General features: G+C 61.3%; 12 protein-coding genes and 2 pseudogenes. 6 read left to right on the forward strand and 8 right to left on the reverse strand.

Going from position 1 to position 16,242, the window contains the following annotated elements; translation table 11 throughout:
- Nucleotides 1-73 precede the first annotated feature (73 nt).
- The 7 genes and pseudogenes from F0169_RS08830 to bioB form a co-directional block, all read right to left on the reverse strand.
- A complete protein-coding gene (locus F0169_RS08830; RefSeq protein ID WP_058415237.1) occupies nt 74-1,879 on the reverse strand; it encodes a phenylacyl-CoA dehydrogenase in 1,806 nt (601 codons plus the stop codon).
- 374 nt (nt 1,880-2,253) lie between these two features.
- Nucleotides 2,254-2,535 (reverse strand): hypothetical protein, encoded by a 282-nt coding sequence (locus tag F0169_RS08835; protein WP_058415236.1) that lies wholly within the window; start codon nt 2,533-2,535, stop codon nt 2,254-2,256.
- A gap of 106 nt (nt 2,536-2,641) precedes the next feature.
- Entirely contained in the window at nt 2,642-3,322 is a 681-nt protein-coding gene (bioD, locus tag F0169_RS08840) for a dethiobiotin synthase (RefSeq protein WP_099234722.1), read from the reverse strand.
- A pseudogene (bioC, locus tag F0169_RS08845) lies at nt 3,319-4,130 on the reverse strand (malonyl-ACP O-methyltransferase BioC). Before bioC ends, bioD begins: the two are co-directional and overlap by 4 nt.
- A complete protein-coding gene (locus F0169_RS08850) occupies nt 4,123-4,854 on the reverse strand; it encodes an alpha/beta fold hydrolase (protein ID WP_058415233.1) in 732 nt (243 codons plus the stop codon). Before F0169_RS08850 ends, bioC begins: the two are co-directional and overlap by 8 nt.
- Nucleotides 4,847-6,028 (reverse strand): 8-amino-7-oxononanoate synthase, encoded by a 1,182-nt coding sequence (bioF, locus tag F0169_RS08855; protein ID WP_152746275.1) that lies wholly within the window; start codon nt 6,026-6,028, stop codon nt 4,847-4,849. Before bioF ends, F0169_RS08850 begins: the two co-directional genes overlap by 8 nt.
- Before the next feature lie 156 nt (nt 6,029-6,184).
- The gene (gene bioB / locus F0169_RS08860) at nt 6,185-7,240 is read right to left on the reverse strand and encodes a biotin synthase BioB (RefSeq protein WP_058415231.1); all 1,056 of its coding nucleotides are present in this window, start codon (nt 7,238-7,240) and stop codon (nt 6,185-6,187) included.
- Nucleotides 7,241-7,332: 92 nt separating this feature from the next.
- On the opposite strand from bioB, the gene F0169_RS08865 reads away from it, so the two are divergent.
- The 5 genes and pseudogenes from F0169_RS08865 to rarD all read left to right on the forward strand — a co-directional run bounded on the left by F0169_RS08865 (nt 7,333) and on the right by rarD (nt 13,038).
- Nucleotides 7,333-8,070, forward strand: coding sequence for a ComF family protein (locus tag F0169_RS08865; protein WP_152746276.1), 738 nt, complete (start codon nt 7,333-7,335; stop codon nt 8,068-8,070).
- A 57-nt stretch (nt 8,071-8,127) separates the two neighbouring features.
- A pseudogene (locus F0169_RS08870) lies at nt 8,128-8,890 on the forward strand (TOBE domain-containing protein).
- Nucleotides 8,891-8,979: 89 nt separating this feature from the next.
- A complete protein-coding gene (locus F0169_RS08875; protein WP_152746277.1) occupies nt 8,980-10,878 on the forward strand; it encodes a PhoX family protein in 1,899 nt (632 codons plus the stop codon).
- A 184-nt stretch (nt 10,879-11,062) separates the two neighbouring features.
- Complete coding sequence (locus F0169_RS08880) at nt 11,063-12,037, forward strand: serine/threonine protein kinase (protein WP_058415227.1); 975 nt, start codon at nt 11,063-11,065, stop codon at nt 12,035-12,037.
- 116 nt (nt 12,038-12,153) lie between these two features.
- Nucleotides 12,154-13,038: an EamA family transporter RarD gene (gene rarD, locus F0169_RS08885; protein ID WP_152746278.1), complete on the forward strand. Its 885-nt coding sequence runs from the start codon at nt 12,154-12,156 to the stop codon at nt 13,036-13,038.
- A gap of 110 nt (nt 13,039-13,148) precedes the next feature.
- Here the strand turns inward: rarD and F0169_RS08890 are convergent, their stop codons facing one another.
- Nucleotides 13,149-13,661, reverse strand: a complete 513-nt coding sequence (locus F0169_RS08890; RefSeq protein WP_152746279.1) for a glycine cleavage system transcriptional repressor — start codon at nt 13,659-13,661, stop codon at nt 13,149-13,151.
- Between the two features lie 290 nt (nt 13,662-13,951).
- Here F0169_RS08890 and F0169_RS08895 point away from each other — a divergent pair, with 290 nt between their 5' ends.
- Nucleotides 13,952-16,129, forward strand: coding sequence for a malate synthase G (locus F0169_RS08895; RefSeq protein ID WP_152746280.1), 2,178 nt, complete (start codon nt 13,952-13,954; stop codon nt 16,127-16,129).
- Nucleotides 16,130-16,242 lie beyond the last annotated feature (113 nt).

Here is a 16,242-nt window from a genome sequence, read left to right on the forward strand (position 1 = left end):
GTGCTGCTTTGCCGGCGCCCACAAAAAAGCCGCCGCTCCCAAAAGAGCGGCGGCTTTTCAATGCAGCCTAAGCTTAGTAAGCCAAACCGAAGTTCTCTTCTTTCATGTCCATCAGGTTATTGGCGCCCGACAACATGGTGGCCTTGTGGGTCTGGGTACGCGGCAGGATGCGCTGGAAGTAGAAGCGCGCGGTCTGCAGCTTGGCGGTGTAGAACGCCTCTTCGGTGGTGCCGGCAGCCAGTTTTTCAGCCGCCAGGCGCGCCATGTCGGCCCAGAAGTAAGCCAGGCACGCGTAGCCGGAATACATCAGGTAGTCCACCGAAGCGGCACCGACTTCTTCACGGTCTTTCATCGCGGCCATGCCGACCTTCATGGTCAACTCGCCCCACTCTTTGTTCAGTGCGGCCAGCGGTGCAACGAACTCTGTGATGGCTTCGTTGCCTTCGTTGGCCTGGCAGAACTTGTGCACGATCTTGGTGAAGCCCTTGAGCGCTTCGCCCTGGGTCATCAGCACTTTACGGCCGAGCAGGTCCAGCGCCTGAATGCCGGTAGTGCCTTCGTACAGCATCGAAATGCGGCTGTCGCGAACGTTTTGCTCCATGCCCCACTCGGCGATGAAGCCGTGGCCGCCGTAGACCTGCACGCCGTGGTTGGCGGATTCAAAACCGACTTCGGTCATGAAAGCCTTGGCGATTGGGGTCATGAAGGCCAGCAGGCCATCAGCCTGTTTTTTGGCTTCGTCGTCGGTGCCGTACTTGACGATGTCGACTTGCTTGGCGGTGAAGTACACCATCGCACGGTTGCCTTCGGCGAAAGCCTTCATGGTCAACAGCATGCGGCGCACATCAGGGTGCACGATGATCGGGTCGGCCGCTTTTTCCGGCGCTTTCGGGCCAGTCAGCGAACGCATTTGCAGGCGGTCGCGAGCGTATTTCAGGCCACCCTGAAAGCCGATCTCGGCGTGGGCCAAACCTTGCAGCGCGGTGCCCAGGCGAGCGGTGTTCATAAAGGTGAACATGCAGTTCAGGCCTTTGTTCGCCGGGCCGATCAGAAAACCGGTGGCCGCGTCGAAGTTCATCACGCACGTGGCGTTACCGTGGATGCCCATTTTGTGTTCCAGGGAACCACAGGTCACCGCGTTGCGCGCGCCAATCGAACCGTCTGCGTTGGGCATGAATTTAGGCACGATAAACAGCGAGATGCCTTTGGTGCCGGCCGGTGCATCCGGCAGGCGCGCCAGTACGATGTGGACGATGTTATCGGCCATGTCGTGTTCACCGGCCGAGATGAAAATCTTGGTGCCGGAGACTTTGTAGCTGCCATCGGCCTGCGGCTCAGCCTTGGTACGCAGCATGCCCAGGTCGGTGCCGCAGTGCGGCTCGGTCAGGCACATGGTGCCGGTCCATTCGCCCGACACCAGTTTGGTCAGGTAGGCGTCTTGCTGCTCAGGCGTACCGTGTTCGGAAATGGTGTTCATCGCACCGTGCGACAGGCCTGGGTACATGCCCCATGACCAGTTGGCTTCACCGACCATTTCGCTCACCGCCAAACCCAGCGATTCCGGCAGGCCTTGGCCGCCGTGCTCCACGTCGTGCGCCAGGCTAGGCCAGCCGCCTTCAACAAACTGTTTGTAAGCTTCTTTGAAACCAGTAGGGGTTTTAACGCCTGACTCGCTCCACGTGCACCCTTCGATGTCACCCACGCGGTTCAACGGCGCCAGCACTTGCTCACAAAACTTGGCGCCTTCCTCAAGAATGGCGTCAACCATGTCCGGGGTAGCGTCCTGGCAAGCCGGCAGGCTCTGATAGTGGGCTTCATAACCGAGCAGTTCGTCACGAACGAAGCGAATATCACGCAAGGGGGCCTTGTAGTCAGGCATAGCGATAAACCTCTGCTGATGTAGCTGGGATGAACAACCGCATGGATGTGTAATGGCGGTCAAACAGATGTTTGAAACATACGTTTACGACCTACCCTTGTCAAGGGTCGCTCGGATGCCGTTTGTCTTGATGCAGGTCAGCAACGCGCACGGCAACGCCTGCGGCGGGTTGCCACAGCCAGCAAAGATGCAAAGGGAATGGTGATTGATTGCCAAAGCGCTAAACACCGCCAACGCCAGCTGAGGCGCCACCCATCAAATGTGGGAGCGGGCTTGCTCGCGATGCAGGGACTTGGTTACATCAGGTAAACCGGGTTGATTGCATCGCGAGCAAGCCCGCTCCCACAAAGCGCTTTTGATCTGAAAAGCGCAGTTCAGGCGTAGGTATCGATCAACGTGCCAAGCATTTCATCCGAAGCCTTGGCGACTTTCGCGCCTAACTCCACTTGGAATTTGCCTTGGGCCATTTCGACCATGTTGCTCGCCGAGTTGCTCGGCTGGGCGCGGTCATTGGCTTGCAAGCGGTCGCTTTGTGCAGCGGATGGCTGGGTCGTGGCCGCGCTGGCGATTTTGCCGGCAGCCTGGTCGACACGGTTCTGCCCGGCCTGAATAGTACTCAGGCCCGAATAAAACGCGCTGCTTCCAGAGATGTCCATGGCGTAAACCTGCCTTTAGAGGATCGTGAAGCTCAATTGAAGCAGACATCCTGGCAAAACGCCCGTAAAAAACACTAATGGCACAGTGCCTTATCGATAGCCAAAATCAGTCAAGCAAGTCCAACTCCAGGTGCTCGGCCACCGCCTCGGCACTGGCGTGCTTGAGTTTCGGCACGCGCCCCAAACACGGTGCAGGCAAGCGCTCGGCCAAGGTGGCGAGGTTTTCTTCCAGACGAGAGGTCTTGGGCTCGATGATATTCGCCACCCAACCAGCCAACGGCAAACCGTCGCGCGCAATCGCTTCGGCGGTGAGCAAAGCATGGCTGATGCAGCCCAAGCGCACGCCCACCACCAGAATCACCGGCAGCTTGAGCGCGATGGCGAGGTCCGACAGATTGTCCTGATCGGCCAGCGGCACACGCCAGCCGCCCGCGCCTTCGATCAAGGTGAAATCGGCTTGGCGCGCGAGGATTTTTTGCATCGGCGTCAACAGCGATTGCACGGTCAAGGCAACGCCCGCTTCACGCGCCGCCAAGTGAGGCGCGATGGCAGGCTCGAACGCCACCGGGTTAACCTCGGCATAGCTCAGCGGCAACGAACACTGCGCCAGCAGCGCGAGGGCGTCGGCATTGCGCAAACCTTTGGGGGTCACCTGGCAACCCGAGGCCACCGGTTTTCCGGCGGCCGTGCTTTTGCCCGCAAGCCGCGCTGCATGCAGCAGGCCGGCGGCGATGGTGGTTTTGCCAACATCGGTGTCGGTGCCGGTGATGAAATAAGCGGCGCTCATAAAGGTTTCTCCAGTACGGCGTACACCACTTGATAAGTGGCGGGCAGGCCCTGGGCCTGACGGAACTGCTCGTAAGCATCCACCAGTGCAACAATCCGCGCGCGCCCCGTCAACCCTCCCGGGCGGCCGGGTTGAGGTTGTGTGCGCCCAAGGCTTTGAGTTCATGGGTGAGGCTGCGCACGTCCGGGTAATGCAGCACATGCGGCTGGCGCTCCAGGCTCAGCACGCGCAAGCCGCTGGCGGCGCACAGTTGTTGATAGGCTTCGAAGGTGCGGAAGCGGTTGACGTGCACCAGGCCATCGGCGGCGCGCCAGCTTTCGCGCAACTCAGCCAGCGTGCCCACGCACAGGCTCGCGAACGCCAGCACGCCACCGGGTTGCAGCACGCGATAGGCCTCGCTGAGTACCGCTTCGAAATTCGCACACCATTGCACCGCCAGGCTGGAGAAAATCAGACCGCAGCTATTGCCCGCAAGCGGCAGGCGCTCGGCGTCACCGGCGATGAAGTGCTCGGCGCCACCCAATGGCCGCGCGTGCAGCAGCATGCCTTCGGCGATGTCCAGCGCCACGCCTTGGCTGGCCGCAAACCGCTGGCCCAACACGCGGCTGAAAAAGCCCGTGCCACAGCCCATGTCCAGCCAGCGTTGCGGCGCGCCGGCAGTCGGCAAACGCGCCAACAATTGGCTGCCCACGGCGCGCTGCAACTCGGCCACGCTGTCGTAACTGGCGGCGGCTCGCGAAAAAGACGCGGCGACCTGGCGCTTGTCCGGCAAGGCGCCCGGCAAGGGCGGATTGGATAAATCAGTCATCAACGCACTCATGCAAAAAAGCCTGGATGGCCCCCGCGACACCGTGGGGGTCTTCCAGAAGAAAAGCGTGACCCGCCTGTTCAATCAGGCCGATTTCTACATCCGGCAGCAGGGTCAGCAGGTCAATCGCGGCTTCGGCGGGCACCAGCCCATCGCTACCGGCAAACAGGTGCAGTTGCGGGCCACGATACGCCAGCAAGGCCTCGCGCGTGTCGAGCTGAGCGAGCAGTTCAAGGCCCGGCATCAACACGCTGGAGGGCGCATTCGGTGCACCGCTGACCAGCAAACGTGACAGCCCGCGTGGGTCCTCGGCGCCCTTGGCGCACAACAAACCGAAGCGTTTGAGGGTGACATGGGAGTCGGCATGGCAACCGGCGAGAAACGCATCAAAGGTTTCGGCAGGCATCGCGCTGGGCCAGCCTGCGTGGGCGACGAAACACGGGTTACTCGCCAGCGTCAGCAGGCCGCAGCAGCGTTCGCCACGGCGCGCCGCCAGCTCAGAGGCAAGCATGCCGCCCAAGGACCAGCCGCCCAGCCAGGCGTTGTCCGGCAGCGTGGCATCGAGTTCGTCGAGCCATTCATCGAGGTCGCTGGAAGCCAGCGGCGGCAGCGGTTCGATGTGCACGTGCAGGTGTTCGTCGAGCCCGCGCAAGGCGGCGGCCAAAGGCTCCAGCGGCGATACACCGAGGCCCCAGCCGGGCAGCAATATCAGTTGATCACGCATGCTCGGGCTCCGTGACGCTTAACAACCGGAAACACTCCTCCAACGCGTTTAACAATAGCTGCACCTGCGCCTCGCTGTGCGCCGCCGACAATGTGACGCGCAAACGCGCGCTGCCGGCAGGCACGGTGGGCGGGCGAATCGCGGTGACCATCAGCCCGCGTTCGCGCAGCATCTGCGACAGGCGCATGGCCTTGGCACTGTCGCCGACCCTGATCGGCTGAATCGGCGTAAAGCTGTCCATCAAGGCCAGGCCGATCTGCTCGGCGCCTTGGCGGAACTGGCGGATCAGGCCATTGAGATGCTCGCGCCGCCAATGCTCGGTGCGCAGCAGCGCCAGGCTTTTCAGCGTGGCGCAGGCTTGGGCCGGCGGTTGGCTGGTGGTGTAGATATAAGGCCGGGCGAACTGGATCAGGCTTTCGATCAACTCTTCACTGCCCGCCACAAACGCCCCGGCGGTGCCGAACGCTTTGCCCAAGGTGCCGACCAGCACCGGCACCTCTTCCTGGCTCAAGCCGAAATGCTCGACAATCCCGCCGCCGTGGGCACCCAATGGGCCAAACCCGTGGGCATCGTCCACCATCAACCAGGCGCCCTTGGCGCGTGCTTCACGCGCCAGCGCCGGCAAGTCGGCGAGGTTACCGTCCATGCTGAACACGCCGTCGGTGACCACCAGTGTATTGCCGGTGGCTTTCTCCAGGCGTTTGGCCAGGCTTGCGGCGTCGTTGTGCTGGTAACGGTTGAAACGCGCGCCGGAGAGCAAACCGGCATCCAGCAACGAAGCATGGTTGAGGCGGTCTTCCAGCACCGTATCGCCCTGCCCCACCAACGCCGTCACCGCGCCCAGGTTGGCCATATAGCCGGTGGTAAACAGCAGCGCGCGCGGGCGACCGGTGAAGTCCGCCAGGGCTTCTTCCAACTGATGATGAGGCGTGGAATGGCCAACCACCAAATGCGAAGCGCCGCCGCCGACGCCCCAACGCGAGGCACCGGCGCGCCAGGCTTCGACCACCTGTGGATGATTGGCCAGGCCCAGGTAGTCGTTGTTGCAGAACGCCAGCAATGGCTGGCCATCGACCACCACTTGCGGGCCTTGGGGGCTTTGCAGTGTTGGGCGTTGACGATAAAGGTGTTCGGCACGGCGGGCAGCGAGGCGCGCGGCGAGATCAAAAGACATGCAGGCCTCGGTCGATCAGGTTGAACACGGTCAAACAGGTTGGGAGCGGGCTTGCTCGCGAATACGCTTTGTCAGCCACTACATAAGTTGACTGATACGGCGCTTTCGCGAGCAAGCCCGCTCCCACCTGTTGGCCTGCGTTCAAAAGTGGAATTATCAAACAGCAGCGTTATAGAACTGCTCGCTGCTCTTTTGCTCGACCAACGCTTGCTCGATCGCGGCCTGATGCACTTCATCAGCATGTTCTTCGCGGGCTTCCGGCAGGATGCCGAGGCGCGAGAACAGTTGCATGTCTTTGTCGGCCTGCGGGTTGGCGGTGGTCAGCAGTTTGTCGCCGTAGAAAATCGAGTTGGCACCGGCGAAAAACGCCAACGCTTGCATCTGCTCGTTCATGGCTTCGCGGCCAGCCGACAGGCGCACATGCGATTGCGGCATCAGAATGCGCGCCACCGCGAGCATGCGGATGAAGTCGAACGGGTCGATGTCTTCGGCGTTTTCCAACGGCGTGCCAGCCACCTTCACCAGCATGTTGATCGGCACCGACTCTGGATGCTCCGGCAGGTTGGCCAGTTGGATCAGCAGGTTGGCGCGGTCGTCGAGCGACTCGCCCATGCCGAGGATGCCGCCGGAGCAGATTTTCATCCCCGAATCACGCACATAGGCCAGGGTTTGCAGGCGCTCGCCGTAGGTGCGCGTGGTGATGATCGAACCGTAGAATTCCGGCGACGTGTCGAGGTTGTGGTTGTAGTAGTCCAGGCCTGCCTGCGCCAGCGCTTCGGTCTGGTCCTGGTCAAGGCGACCGAGGGTCATGCAGGTTTCCAGGCCCATGGCTTTCACGCCTTTGACCATCTCCAGCACGTACGGCATGTCTTTGGCCGACGGGTGTTTCCACGCCGCGCCCATGCAGAAACGCGTCGAACCGATAGCCTTGGCGCGGGCAGCCTCTTCTAGGACCTTCTGCACTTCCATCAGCTTTTCTTTTTCCAGGCCAGTGTTGTAGTGGCCCGACTGTGGACAATATTTGCAATCTTCCGGGCACGCGCCGGTTTTGATCGACAGCAAGGTCGAGACCTGCACGCGATTAGCGTCGAAATGCGCGCGGTGCACGGTCTGCGCCTGGAACAACAGGTCATTGAACGGCTGCACAAACAGCGCTTTGACTTCGGCAAGGGACCAATCGTGACGCAGGGTGGCAGTGGTGCTGGCGCTCATGGGCAATTCCTTCATTATGCTTGGGCAAACGCTGTGGGAAGGGCAATACCCACAGGCGCGACACGGATGCTCGGCATATTTAAGGAAGATGCATGCACTGTCAACCTGGATACAAACACCAAGTTTACAACTGGTTAAAAAGCAACCAAATATGTTTAATCTGTGATCAAGCCACCGAATCCGCCGAGAGCGTGTGCGGCGTCTGCGAATCCGAGCTGCCCTGGCTGATGGAACAGTGCGAGGTGTGCGCCTTACCGTTGCCGATGGACGGTTTGATCTGTGGCCAATGTCAGAAAAAACCGCCCGCGTTTAAACACGTGGTCGCGCCCTGGGCCTTCAGCTTTCCCGTCGACACCCTCATCAGCCGCTTCAAGCATCAATCGCGCTGGCCACTTGGCCACCTGCTCGCGCGAGCGCTGGGCCAGCACCTGCAACACCGCTTCGACAACGCCGAACTTAACCGACCCGACTGCCTGCTGGCGGTGCCGATGGCGCGCAAACGCCTGCGCGAGCGCGGCTTTAACCAGGCATTGATGCTGGCGCGCTGGCTCAGCCAAGACCTCAATATTCAGCACGATGAACACCTGTTGTTACGCCCGCATGAAACCATCGCGCAACAAGCCCTCGACGCCAAAAGCCGCCACCGCAACCTGCTGGCTGCGTTTGCCCTGGCACCCGGCGCTCAAGCGCAAGGCCTGCACTTCGCGCTGGTGGACGATGTGCTAACCACCGGCGCCACCGCCCACAGCCTGGCGCGCTTGTTGATGGACGCCGGCGCGCGCCAGGTCGATGTGTATTGCCTGGCGCGCACGCCCAAACCGGGCACATGACTTGACTCGCGCGTGCCGCGCCTGCAACGTCCACAGACCTCATCGAAGCGTATCCACATGCCTCTGCCGACTTCCCTCAGCCAACACATCATTCGCCGCCCCCAGCGCATTGCCTTGCTCGCGCACATCGCCGAGCAGGGTTCGATCACCCGCGCGGCCAAAAGCGCCGGGCTGAGTTACAAGGCGGCGTGGGACGCCATCGATGAACTGAACAATTTGGCGCAAAAGCCGCTGGTCGAACGCAGTGTCGGCGGCAAAGGCGGCGGCGGTGCCAAGCTGACCGCCGAAGGTGAGCGCGTGTTGCGCCTGTATCAGCGCCTGCAGGTGTTGCAGGCGCAAGTGTTGGGCTCGGACCAGGACGCGAGCGACTTCAACTTGCTCGGCCGCTTGATGCTGCGCACCAGCGCGCGCAACCAATTGCACGGCCAGGTCAGCACAATCGAGCGCCATGGCCGCAACGACGTGATCAGGCTGCAACTGTCGGGCGGGCTTAGCCTGAGTGCGCAGATCACCCACGACAGCACGCAGCGGCTGGAACTGGAAACCGGTGTGGAAGTGGTCGCCTTGATCAAGCGGTTGGCTCGAATTGCTTGCCATTGGGCAAACTGCAACACCTGGACACAATTGCATGAGCGGTGTTATCGAGACGATTCTCGATGCCGATGACGGCCCCAGCGAAGTGCGCATCAGCCTGCCTAACGGTCAGGTTTTGTGCGCGCTGGCGCAGCCCGCCGCGCTCAAGGCCCAAGGCGCTGCCGAAGGGCTGCCGACCCAGGTGCAATTTGCGCCCAGCAATGTGTTGCTCGGCACGCCGGTGTAGCGGCGAGCGCGCTGCACGCGCCTTCAAACTGCAACAATTTCGTCATGGCCGCTGCTTAAGGTGTCTGCAAAAACCGCAGGGAGCCTCGCATGAGCCTATTAGAAGAAAACCAAGCCACCGACCTCGAAACCATGGTCGGCCTCACCCGCCGTCGTTTCATCGGCGCGGGCGCCCTGTGCGGTGCCGCGATGTTTTTGGGCGGCAACCTGCTGACCCGCAGCGCCTTGGCCGTCAACGCCGCCACCGCCAGCCCGTTGCTGGGCTTCACCAGCATCGCCGCCGCCACCAGCGACGCCATTACGTTGCCGCCGGGCTACAGCGCCTCGGTGCTGATCAGCTGGGGCCAGCCGCTGCATAAAAATGCGCCGGCGTTTGACCCGTCCGGCAACGGCACGGCTGTCGCCCAAGAGCAGCAATTTGGTGACAACAACGACGGCATGAGCCTGTTCGCGTTCCCCGGCGACGACAATCGCGCATTGATGGCGATCAACAACGAATACACCAATTACCGCTACCTCTACCCGCACGGCGGCGCGCCGCAATCGGCCGACGACGTGCGCAAAGCGCTGGCCACCGAAGGTGTGTCGGTGATCGAAGTGCGGCGCAAGGGCGACACCTGGCAGTTTGTGCAGGACTCGCGCTACAACCGGCGCATCCACGGCAACTCGCCGATCCGCCTGAGCGGCCCGGCGGCTGGCCACGCGTGGCTGAAAACCAGCGCCGACCCCTCCGGCAAGAAAGTTCTCGGTACGTTCCAGAACTGCGCCAACGGCAAGACGCCGTGGGGCACTTATCTGACCTGCGAAGAGAACTTCACCGACTGTTTTGGCAGCAGCAACCCACAGCAAACCTTCGACGCCGGGCAAAAGCGCTATGGCGTAGTGGCCGCCAGCAAAGAGATCAATTGGCACCCGCACGACCCACGTTTCGACATGGCCAAAAACCCCAACGAGCTCAACCGTCATGGTTGGGTGGTTGAAATTGACCCGTTCGACCCGCAATCCATTCCGGCCAAGCGCACCGCCCTGGGCCGGTTCAAACACGAAAACGCCGCCCTCGCTGAAACCCGCGACGGTCACGCCGTGGTGTACATGGGCGATGACGAGCGCGGTGAGTTCATCTACAAGTTCGTCAGCCGCGACAAGATCAACCACAAGAACCCCAAGGCCAACAAAGACCTGCTCGACCACGGCACCTTGTTCGTGGCGATTTTCGACGCGGGCGACGGCAACGCCGACCACCCCAAAGGCAAAGGCCAGTGGGTTGAGCTGACGCACGGTAAAAACGGCATCGACGCCAGCAGCGGTTTCGCCAACCAGGCCGAAGTGCTGATCCACGCGCGCCTGGCCGCCAGCGTGGTGAAAGCCACGCGCATGGACCGCCCGGAATGGATCGTGGTCAGCCCCACCGACGGCCAGGTTTATTGCACCCTGACCAACAACGCCAAGCGCGGCGAAGACGGCCAGCCAGTAGGCGGCCCCAACCCGCGCGAGAAAAACGTCTACGGGCAGATTTTGCGCTGGAAAGCCGATGCGGGTAACCACGGCGCCAGCACCTTCAGTTGGGACCTGTTTGTGGTCGCCGGCAACCCCGGTGTGCATGCCGGCACGCCGAAGGGTGGCTCGTCCAACATTAACCCGCAGAACATGTTCAACAGCCCCGATGGCTTGGGTTTCGACAAGGCCGGGCGCTTGTGGATCCTGACCGACGGCGACTACAGCAACGCCGGCGACTTTGCCGGCATGGGCAATAACCAGATGTTGTGCGCTGACCCGAGCACCGGTGAGATACGCCGGTTTATGGTCGGGCCGGTGGCGTGTGAAGTCACCGGCATCAGCTTCTCGCCGGATCAGAAAACGCTGTTTGTGGGGATTCAGCATCCCGGCGAAACCGGTGGGTCGACCTGGCCGGAGCACCTGCCGAACGGCAAGCCGCGCTCGTCGGTGATGGCGATTCGGCGGGATGACGGGGGGATTGTCGGCGCCTGATTGGGCCTCATCGCGAGCACGCCCGCTCCCACACAAGCCCGCTCACACAGGTGACCGAGCCCACAGCTTTAACGGTGGGCGCGGGCTTGCTCGCGATGGCGGTGGCACAGTCACCACCTATCCAGCCCTTGGTGCGTTACCATACCGGGCCGGACGCGGCGACCTGCTGCGCGCAGGAGTTCGCATGGCCCATCCGTTTGAAACACTCACCCCCGACCTGGTACTCGATGCTGTCGAAAGTATCGGTTTCCTCAGCGATGCTCGCGTGCTGGCGCTCAACAGCTACGAAAATCGTGTTTACCAAGTGGGTATTGAAGACTCCGAGCCGCTGATCGCCAAGTTCTACCGGCCCCAGCGCTGGACCACCGAGGCGATCCTCGAAGAACACCGCTTTACGTTCGAATTGGCCGAATGCGACGTGCCGGTGGTCGCCCCGATGATCCACAACGGCGAAAGCCTGTTCGAACACGCAGGTTTCCGCTTTACCCTGTTCCCGCGCCGCGGTGGCCGCGCGCCGGAGCCGGGCAACCTCGACCAGTTGCATCGCCTTGGGCAATTGCTCGGCCGTTTGCACGCGGTGGGTTCTACCCGCCCGTTCGAACACCGCGAAGCGTTGGGGGTGAAGAACTTCGGTCACGACTCCCTCAACACCTTGCTGGAAGGTAACTTCATTCCCAAAAGCCTGCTGCCGGCCTACGAGTCCGTAGCCCGCGACCTGCTCAAGCGCGTCGAAGAAGTCTACAAAGCCACGCCGCACAAAAACATCCGCATGCACGGCGATTGCCACCCCGGCAACATGATGTGCCGCGATGAGATGTTCCATATCGTCGACCTCGACGACTGCCGCATGGGCCCGGCCGTGCAGGACTTGTGGATGATGCTCGCGGGCGACCGCCAGGAATGCCTCGGCCAACTGTCGGAGTTGATGGACGGTTACCAGGAATTCCACGACTTCGACCCACGCGAACTGGCGTTGATCGAACCCCTGCGCGCCTTGCGCCTGATGCACTACAGCGCCTGGCTGGCGCGGCGTTGGGATGACCCGGCGTTCCCGCACAGCTTTCCGTGGTTTGGCAGCGAGCGCTATTGGGGCGATCAGGTGCTGGCGTTGCGTGAGCAACTGTCGGCACTTAACGAAGAACCGCTCAAGCTGTTCTGACCATTGCCCCTGTGGGAGAGAACGTGCTCCCTCTCACATTAGGCAAAGCAGATCCCATCGGCTGACAAAAATCCTTACAATTGCGCTTTGTCAGCTGCCCGAGCAAGGATTCTGCAATGCACGCCGCCAACCCCCGCAAGGGGTACATTCTGGGCCTCAGCGCCTATATCTGCTGGGGCCTGTTCCCGCTCTACTTCAAAGCCATCGCCAGTGTGCCTGCCGCCGAAATCATCGTGCACCGCGTGTTGTGGTCCGCGCTGTTCGGCGGTTTGCTGTTGATGGTGTGGAAACACCCCGGCTGGTTGCGTGAACTGCGCGACAACCCCAAGCGCCTGGCGATTCTGGCACTCAGTGGCTCATTGATTGCGGGCAACTGGCTGACCTATGTGTGGTCGGTCAACAGCGGGCGCATGCTGGAGGCGAGCCTCGGTTACTACATCAACCCCTTGGTCAACGTGCTGCTGGGCATGCTGATTCTGGGCGAACGCCTGCGTCGTTTGCAGTGGGTAGCCGTGGGGCTGGCAGCGTTGGGCGTGGCGCAACAAGTGTGGCAAGTCGGCAGCTTGCCGTGGGTGTCGCTGGTGCTGGCGCTGACGTTCGGCTTCTACGGCTTGATCCGCAAGCAGGCGCCGGTCAAGGCGTTGCCGGGGCTGGTGGTGGAAACTTGGATGCTGGTGCCGATTGCCGTCGCGTGGTTGCTGTTCAACCCGTCGGCGCACACTGCGCAACCGGCCTTCTGGAGTACCTCCGAAGCCTGGTGGCTGGTGGCCGCCGGCCCAATCACGCTGGTGCCGTTGGTGTGTTTCAACGCTGCCGCACGGCATTTGCCCTACACCGCGTTGGGCTTTTTGCAGTACGTAGCGCCCACGCTGGTGCTGTTGGAAGCGGTGCTGTTGTTCGGTGAACAGCTCGCGCCGAGCACGCTGATAGCGTTCGCGTTTATCTGGGCCGGGCTGGTGGTGTACAGCGTGGATGCCTGGCTGACCGTGCGCAAACGCTGATCAAATAACGTACAACCTCCTGCAAGCCACAGCCGGTTTGGCTTGCAGGCATTCACCCCAAGGTTATCCACAGGCCCATGCAAGATTTCCATGCATAACCCTGTGGATGATTATTCCTCGTTGCGCAGCTCCACCATCAAATCATCCGCCAGGGTTTCCAGCGACGTCTGCAATGCCTCTAACGACAACGTTGACGGCACTCGCAACAATGCCTCGGCATTAAACAGCGGGTCACCGCTCATCGGTGCGGGGCGTACATCCGTACTCAAGCGCTCCAGGTTGACGCCCTGCTGGCTCAATAGCGCGGTGATCTCGCGCACAATCCCCGACCGGTCGTTGCCCACCAGTGTCATCAAAATCGCCTTCGACGCCGATGCCTGCCCCGCACTGCCCTCGCCCACCAACACGCGAATGCCTTGTGTGGATAAGTCCTCCAGCGCATTCACCAGACCCTGACGGCTTTCGGCAGGCACACTGACGCGCAAAATACCGGCGAACTGCCCGGCCATGTGCGCCATGCGGCTTTCCAGCCAGTTGCCACCGTGGGCAGCGATGTTTTGCGCGATACGTTCAACCAAACCGGGTTTGTCGGCGGCGATAATAGTCAGTACAAGATGGTCCATGGCGAAGCCCTCTGGTGCTCATGGGTTTTTCGCGAGCAAACTCGCTCCTACAAGGTGGACGCATGCGTACACGAAAACAAATCGTGTACCATTTTTATATTTATCTGGAACAATCCAATAGTTTCTTGAGAACATCCCGTGCCGTAGTGTGACCGCACGGCCAAAATGGGTCGCTAAACGACGTATTTAGTCTAATTTTCACAACCGCAAGCCATCATGTAGTATGCCCAACCGTGCACTACATAATGAAAATCTGAAAAGCGCATCAGCTCCGCAGAGTGAGGGAAGCAATGACTGAACACGTTCAAGTCGGTGGCCTGCAGGTCGCCAAGGTCCTGTTCGACTTCGTCAACAACGAAGCCATTCCCGGCACCGGCATCACTGCCGACCAGTTCTGGGCCGGCGCCGACAAGGTCATTCACGACCTGGCCCCGAAGAACAAAGCCTTACTCGCCAAACGCGATGATTTCCAGGCACGCATCGACACCTGGCACCAGGCACACGCAGGCCAGGCCCACGACCCGGTGGCCTACAAAGCCTTCCTGCAAGAGATCGGCTACCTGCTGCCGGAAGCCGCAGACTTCCAGGCCTCGACGCAAAACGTCGATGACGAAATCGCGCGCATGGCAGGCCCACAACTGGTCGTGCCGGTGATGAACGCGCGTTTCGCGCTCAACGCGTCCAACGCGCGCTGGGGCTCGCTGTATGACGCGCTGTATGGCACCGACGCCATCAGCGAAGCCGGCGGCGCCGAAAAAGGCCAAGGCTACAACAAAGTGCGGGGCGACAAGGTGATCGCCTTCGCCCGCGCCTTCCTCGACCAAGCCGCGCCGCTCAGCGCCGGCAGCCATGTCGACTCCACCGGCTACAAGATCGTTGATGGCAAGCTGATCGTCAGCCTCAAAGGTGGCAGCAACAGCGGCCTGCGCGATGATGCACAGTTGATCGGTTTTCAGGGCGACACCGCGCAACCGATCGCGATACTTCTGAAAAACCACGGCCTGCATTTTGAAATACAAATCGACGCCAGCACGGCGGTCGGCCAGACCGACGCCGCCGGCGTCAAAGATGTGCTGATGGAAGCCGCACTGACCACCATCATGGACTGCGAAGACTCTGTTGCCGCCGTCGATGCCGATGACAAAGTGGTGATCTACCGCAACTGGCTCGGCCTGATGAAAGGCGACCTCGCCGAAGAGGTGGCCAAGGGCGGCAAAACCTTCACCCGCACCATGAACGCCGACCGCGTGTATACCGGTGTGGACGGGCAGGGTGTGACGCTGCATGGCCGTTCGTTGCTGTTTGTGCGCAATGTTGGCCACCTGATGACCATCGACGCGATCCTCGACCAGCACGGCAACGAAGTGCCCGAAGGCATTCTCGACGGCTTGCTCACCAGCCTCGCGGCGATTCACAGCCTCAGCAGTAACAGCACCCGCAAAAACAGCCGCACCGGCTCGGTGTACATCGTTAAGCCGAAGATGCATGGCCCGCAAGAAGCGGCGTTTACCAATGAGCTGTTCGGCCGCATCGAAGACGTGCTTAACCTGCCGCGCAACACCCTTAAAGTCGGCATCATGGACGAGGAGCGCCGCACCACGGTCAACCTCAAGGCCTGCATCCAGGCGGCCAGTGAGCGCGTGGTGTTTATCAACACTGGCTTCCTCGACCGTACCGGCGATGAAATCCACACTTCCATGGAAGCGGGCGCGATGGTGCGCAAAGCAGCCATGAAGGCCGAGAAATGGATCGGCGCCTACGAAAACTGGAACGTCGATATCGGCTTGAGCACGGGCCTGCAAGGTCGTGCGCAAATTGGCAAAGGCATGTGGGCAATGCCCGACCTGATGGCCGCGATGCTTGAACAGAAAATCGCTCACCCATTGGCCGGTGCCAACACCGCCTGGGTGCCCTCGCCGACGGCGGCGGTACTGCACGCGCTGCACTATCACAAAGTTGATGTGTTCGCGCGTCAGGCCGAACTGGCCAAACGCGAGCGCGCCTCGGTAGACGACATCCTGAGCATTCCGCTGGCCAGCAACACCGATTGGTCCGACGAAGAAATCCGCAACGAGCTGGACAACAACGCTCAGGGCATCCTCGGTTATGTGGTGCGCTGGATTGACCAAGGCGTTGGCTGTTCGAAAGTGCCGGACATCAACGACGTCGGCCTGATGGAAGACCGCGCCACCCTGCGTATCTCCAGCCAGCACATCGCCAACTGGTTGCGCCACGGCATCGTCAACCAGGCCCAAGTGCTGGAAAGCTTCAAGCGCATGGCGCCGGTGGTAGACCGCCAAAATGCCGGGGATGCGCTGTACCGCCCACTGGCGCCGGATTTCGACAGCAACATCGCGTTTCAAGCCGCGCTGGAGTTGGTGATTGAAGGCACCAGGCAACCCAACGGCTACACCGAGCCGGTGTTGCACCGCAGGCGTCGCGAATTCAAAGCTAAAAACGGCCTGTAAATAAAAAAGCCCTGATCGAAAGATCAGGGCTTTTTAACAGGCAACCTACACGGTCAAACCGGTGGGAGCGGGCTTGCTCGCGATGAGGCCCTGACATTCGCCACAACCATCAA

The organism is Pseudomonas kitaguniensis, assembly GCF_009296165.1.
GTDB lineage: Bacteria > Pseudomonadota > Gammaproteobacteria > Pseudomonadales > Pseudomonadaceae > Aquipseudomonas > Aquipseudomonas kitaguniensis.

Bases quoted from the DNA above. Each gene is read 5' to 3' on its own strand.
- F0169_RS08830 (WP_058415237.1), bottom strand. From the start codon at position 1,879: ATGCCTGACTACAAGGCCCCCTTGCGTGATATTCGCTTCGTTCGTGAC.
- F0169_RS08835 (WP_058415236.1), bottom strand. From the start codon at position 2,535: ATGGACATCTCTGGAAGCAGCGCGTTTTATTCGGGCCTGAGTACTATT.
- bioD (WP_099234722.1), bottom strand. From the start codon at position 3,322: ATGAGCGCCGCTTATTTCATCACCGGCACCGACACCGATGTTGGCAAA.
- F0169_RS08850 (WP_058415233.1), bottom strand. From the start codon at position 4,854: ATGCGTGATCAACTGATATTGCTGCCCGGCTGGGGCCTCGGTGTATCG.
- bioF (WP_152746275.1), bottom strand. From the start codon at position 6,028: ATGTCTTTTGATCTCGCCGCGCGCCTCGCTGCCCGCCGTGCCGAACAC.
- bioB (WP_058415231.1), bottom strand. From the start codon at position 7,240: ATGAGCGCCAGCACCACTGCCACCCTGCGTCACGATTGGTCCCTTGCC.
- F0169_RS08865 (WP_152746276.1), top strand. From the start codon at position 7,333: ATGCACTGTCAACCTGGATACAAACACCAAGTTTACAACTGGTTAAAA.
- F0169_RS08875 (WP_152746277.1), top strand. From the start codon at position 8,980: ATGAGCCTATTAGAAGAAAACCAAGCCACCGACCTCGAAACCATGGTC.
- F0169_RS08880 (WP_058415227.1), top strand. From the start codon at position 11,063: ATGGCCCATCCGTTTGAAACACTCACCCCCGACCTGGTACTCGATGCT.
- rarD (WP_152746278.1), top strand. From the start codon at position 12,154: ATGCACGCCGCCAACCCCCGCAAGGGGTACATTCTGGGCCTCAGCGCC.
- F0169_RS08890 (WP_152746279.1), bottom strand. From the start codon at position 13,661: ATGGACCATCTTGTACTGACTATTATCGCCGCCGACAAACCCGGTTTG.
- F0169_RS08895 (WP_152746280.1), top strand. From the start codon at position 13,952: ATGACTGAACACGTTCAAGTCGGTGGCCTGCAGGTCGCCAAGGTCCTG.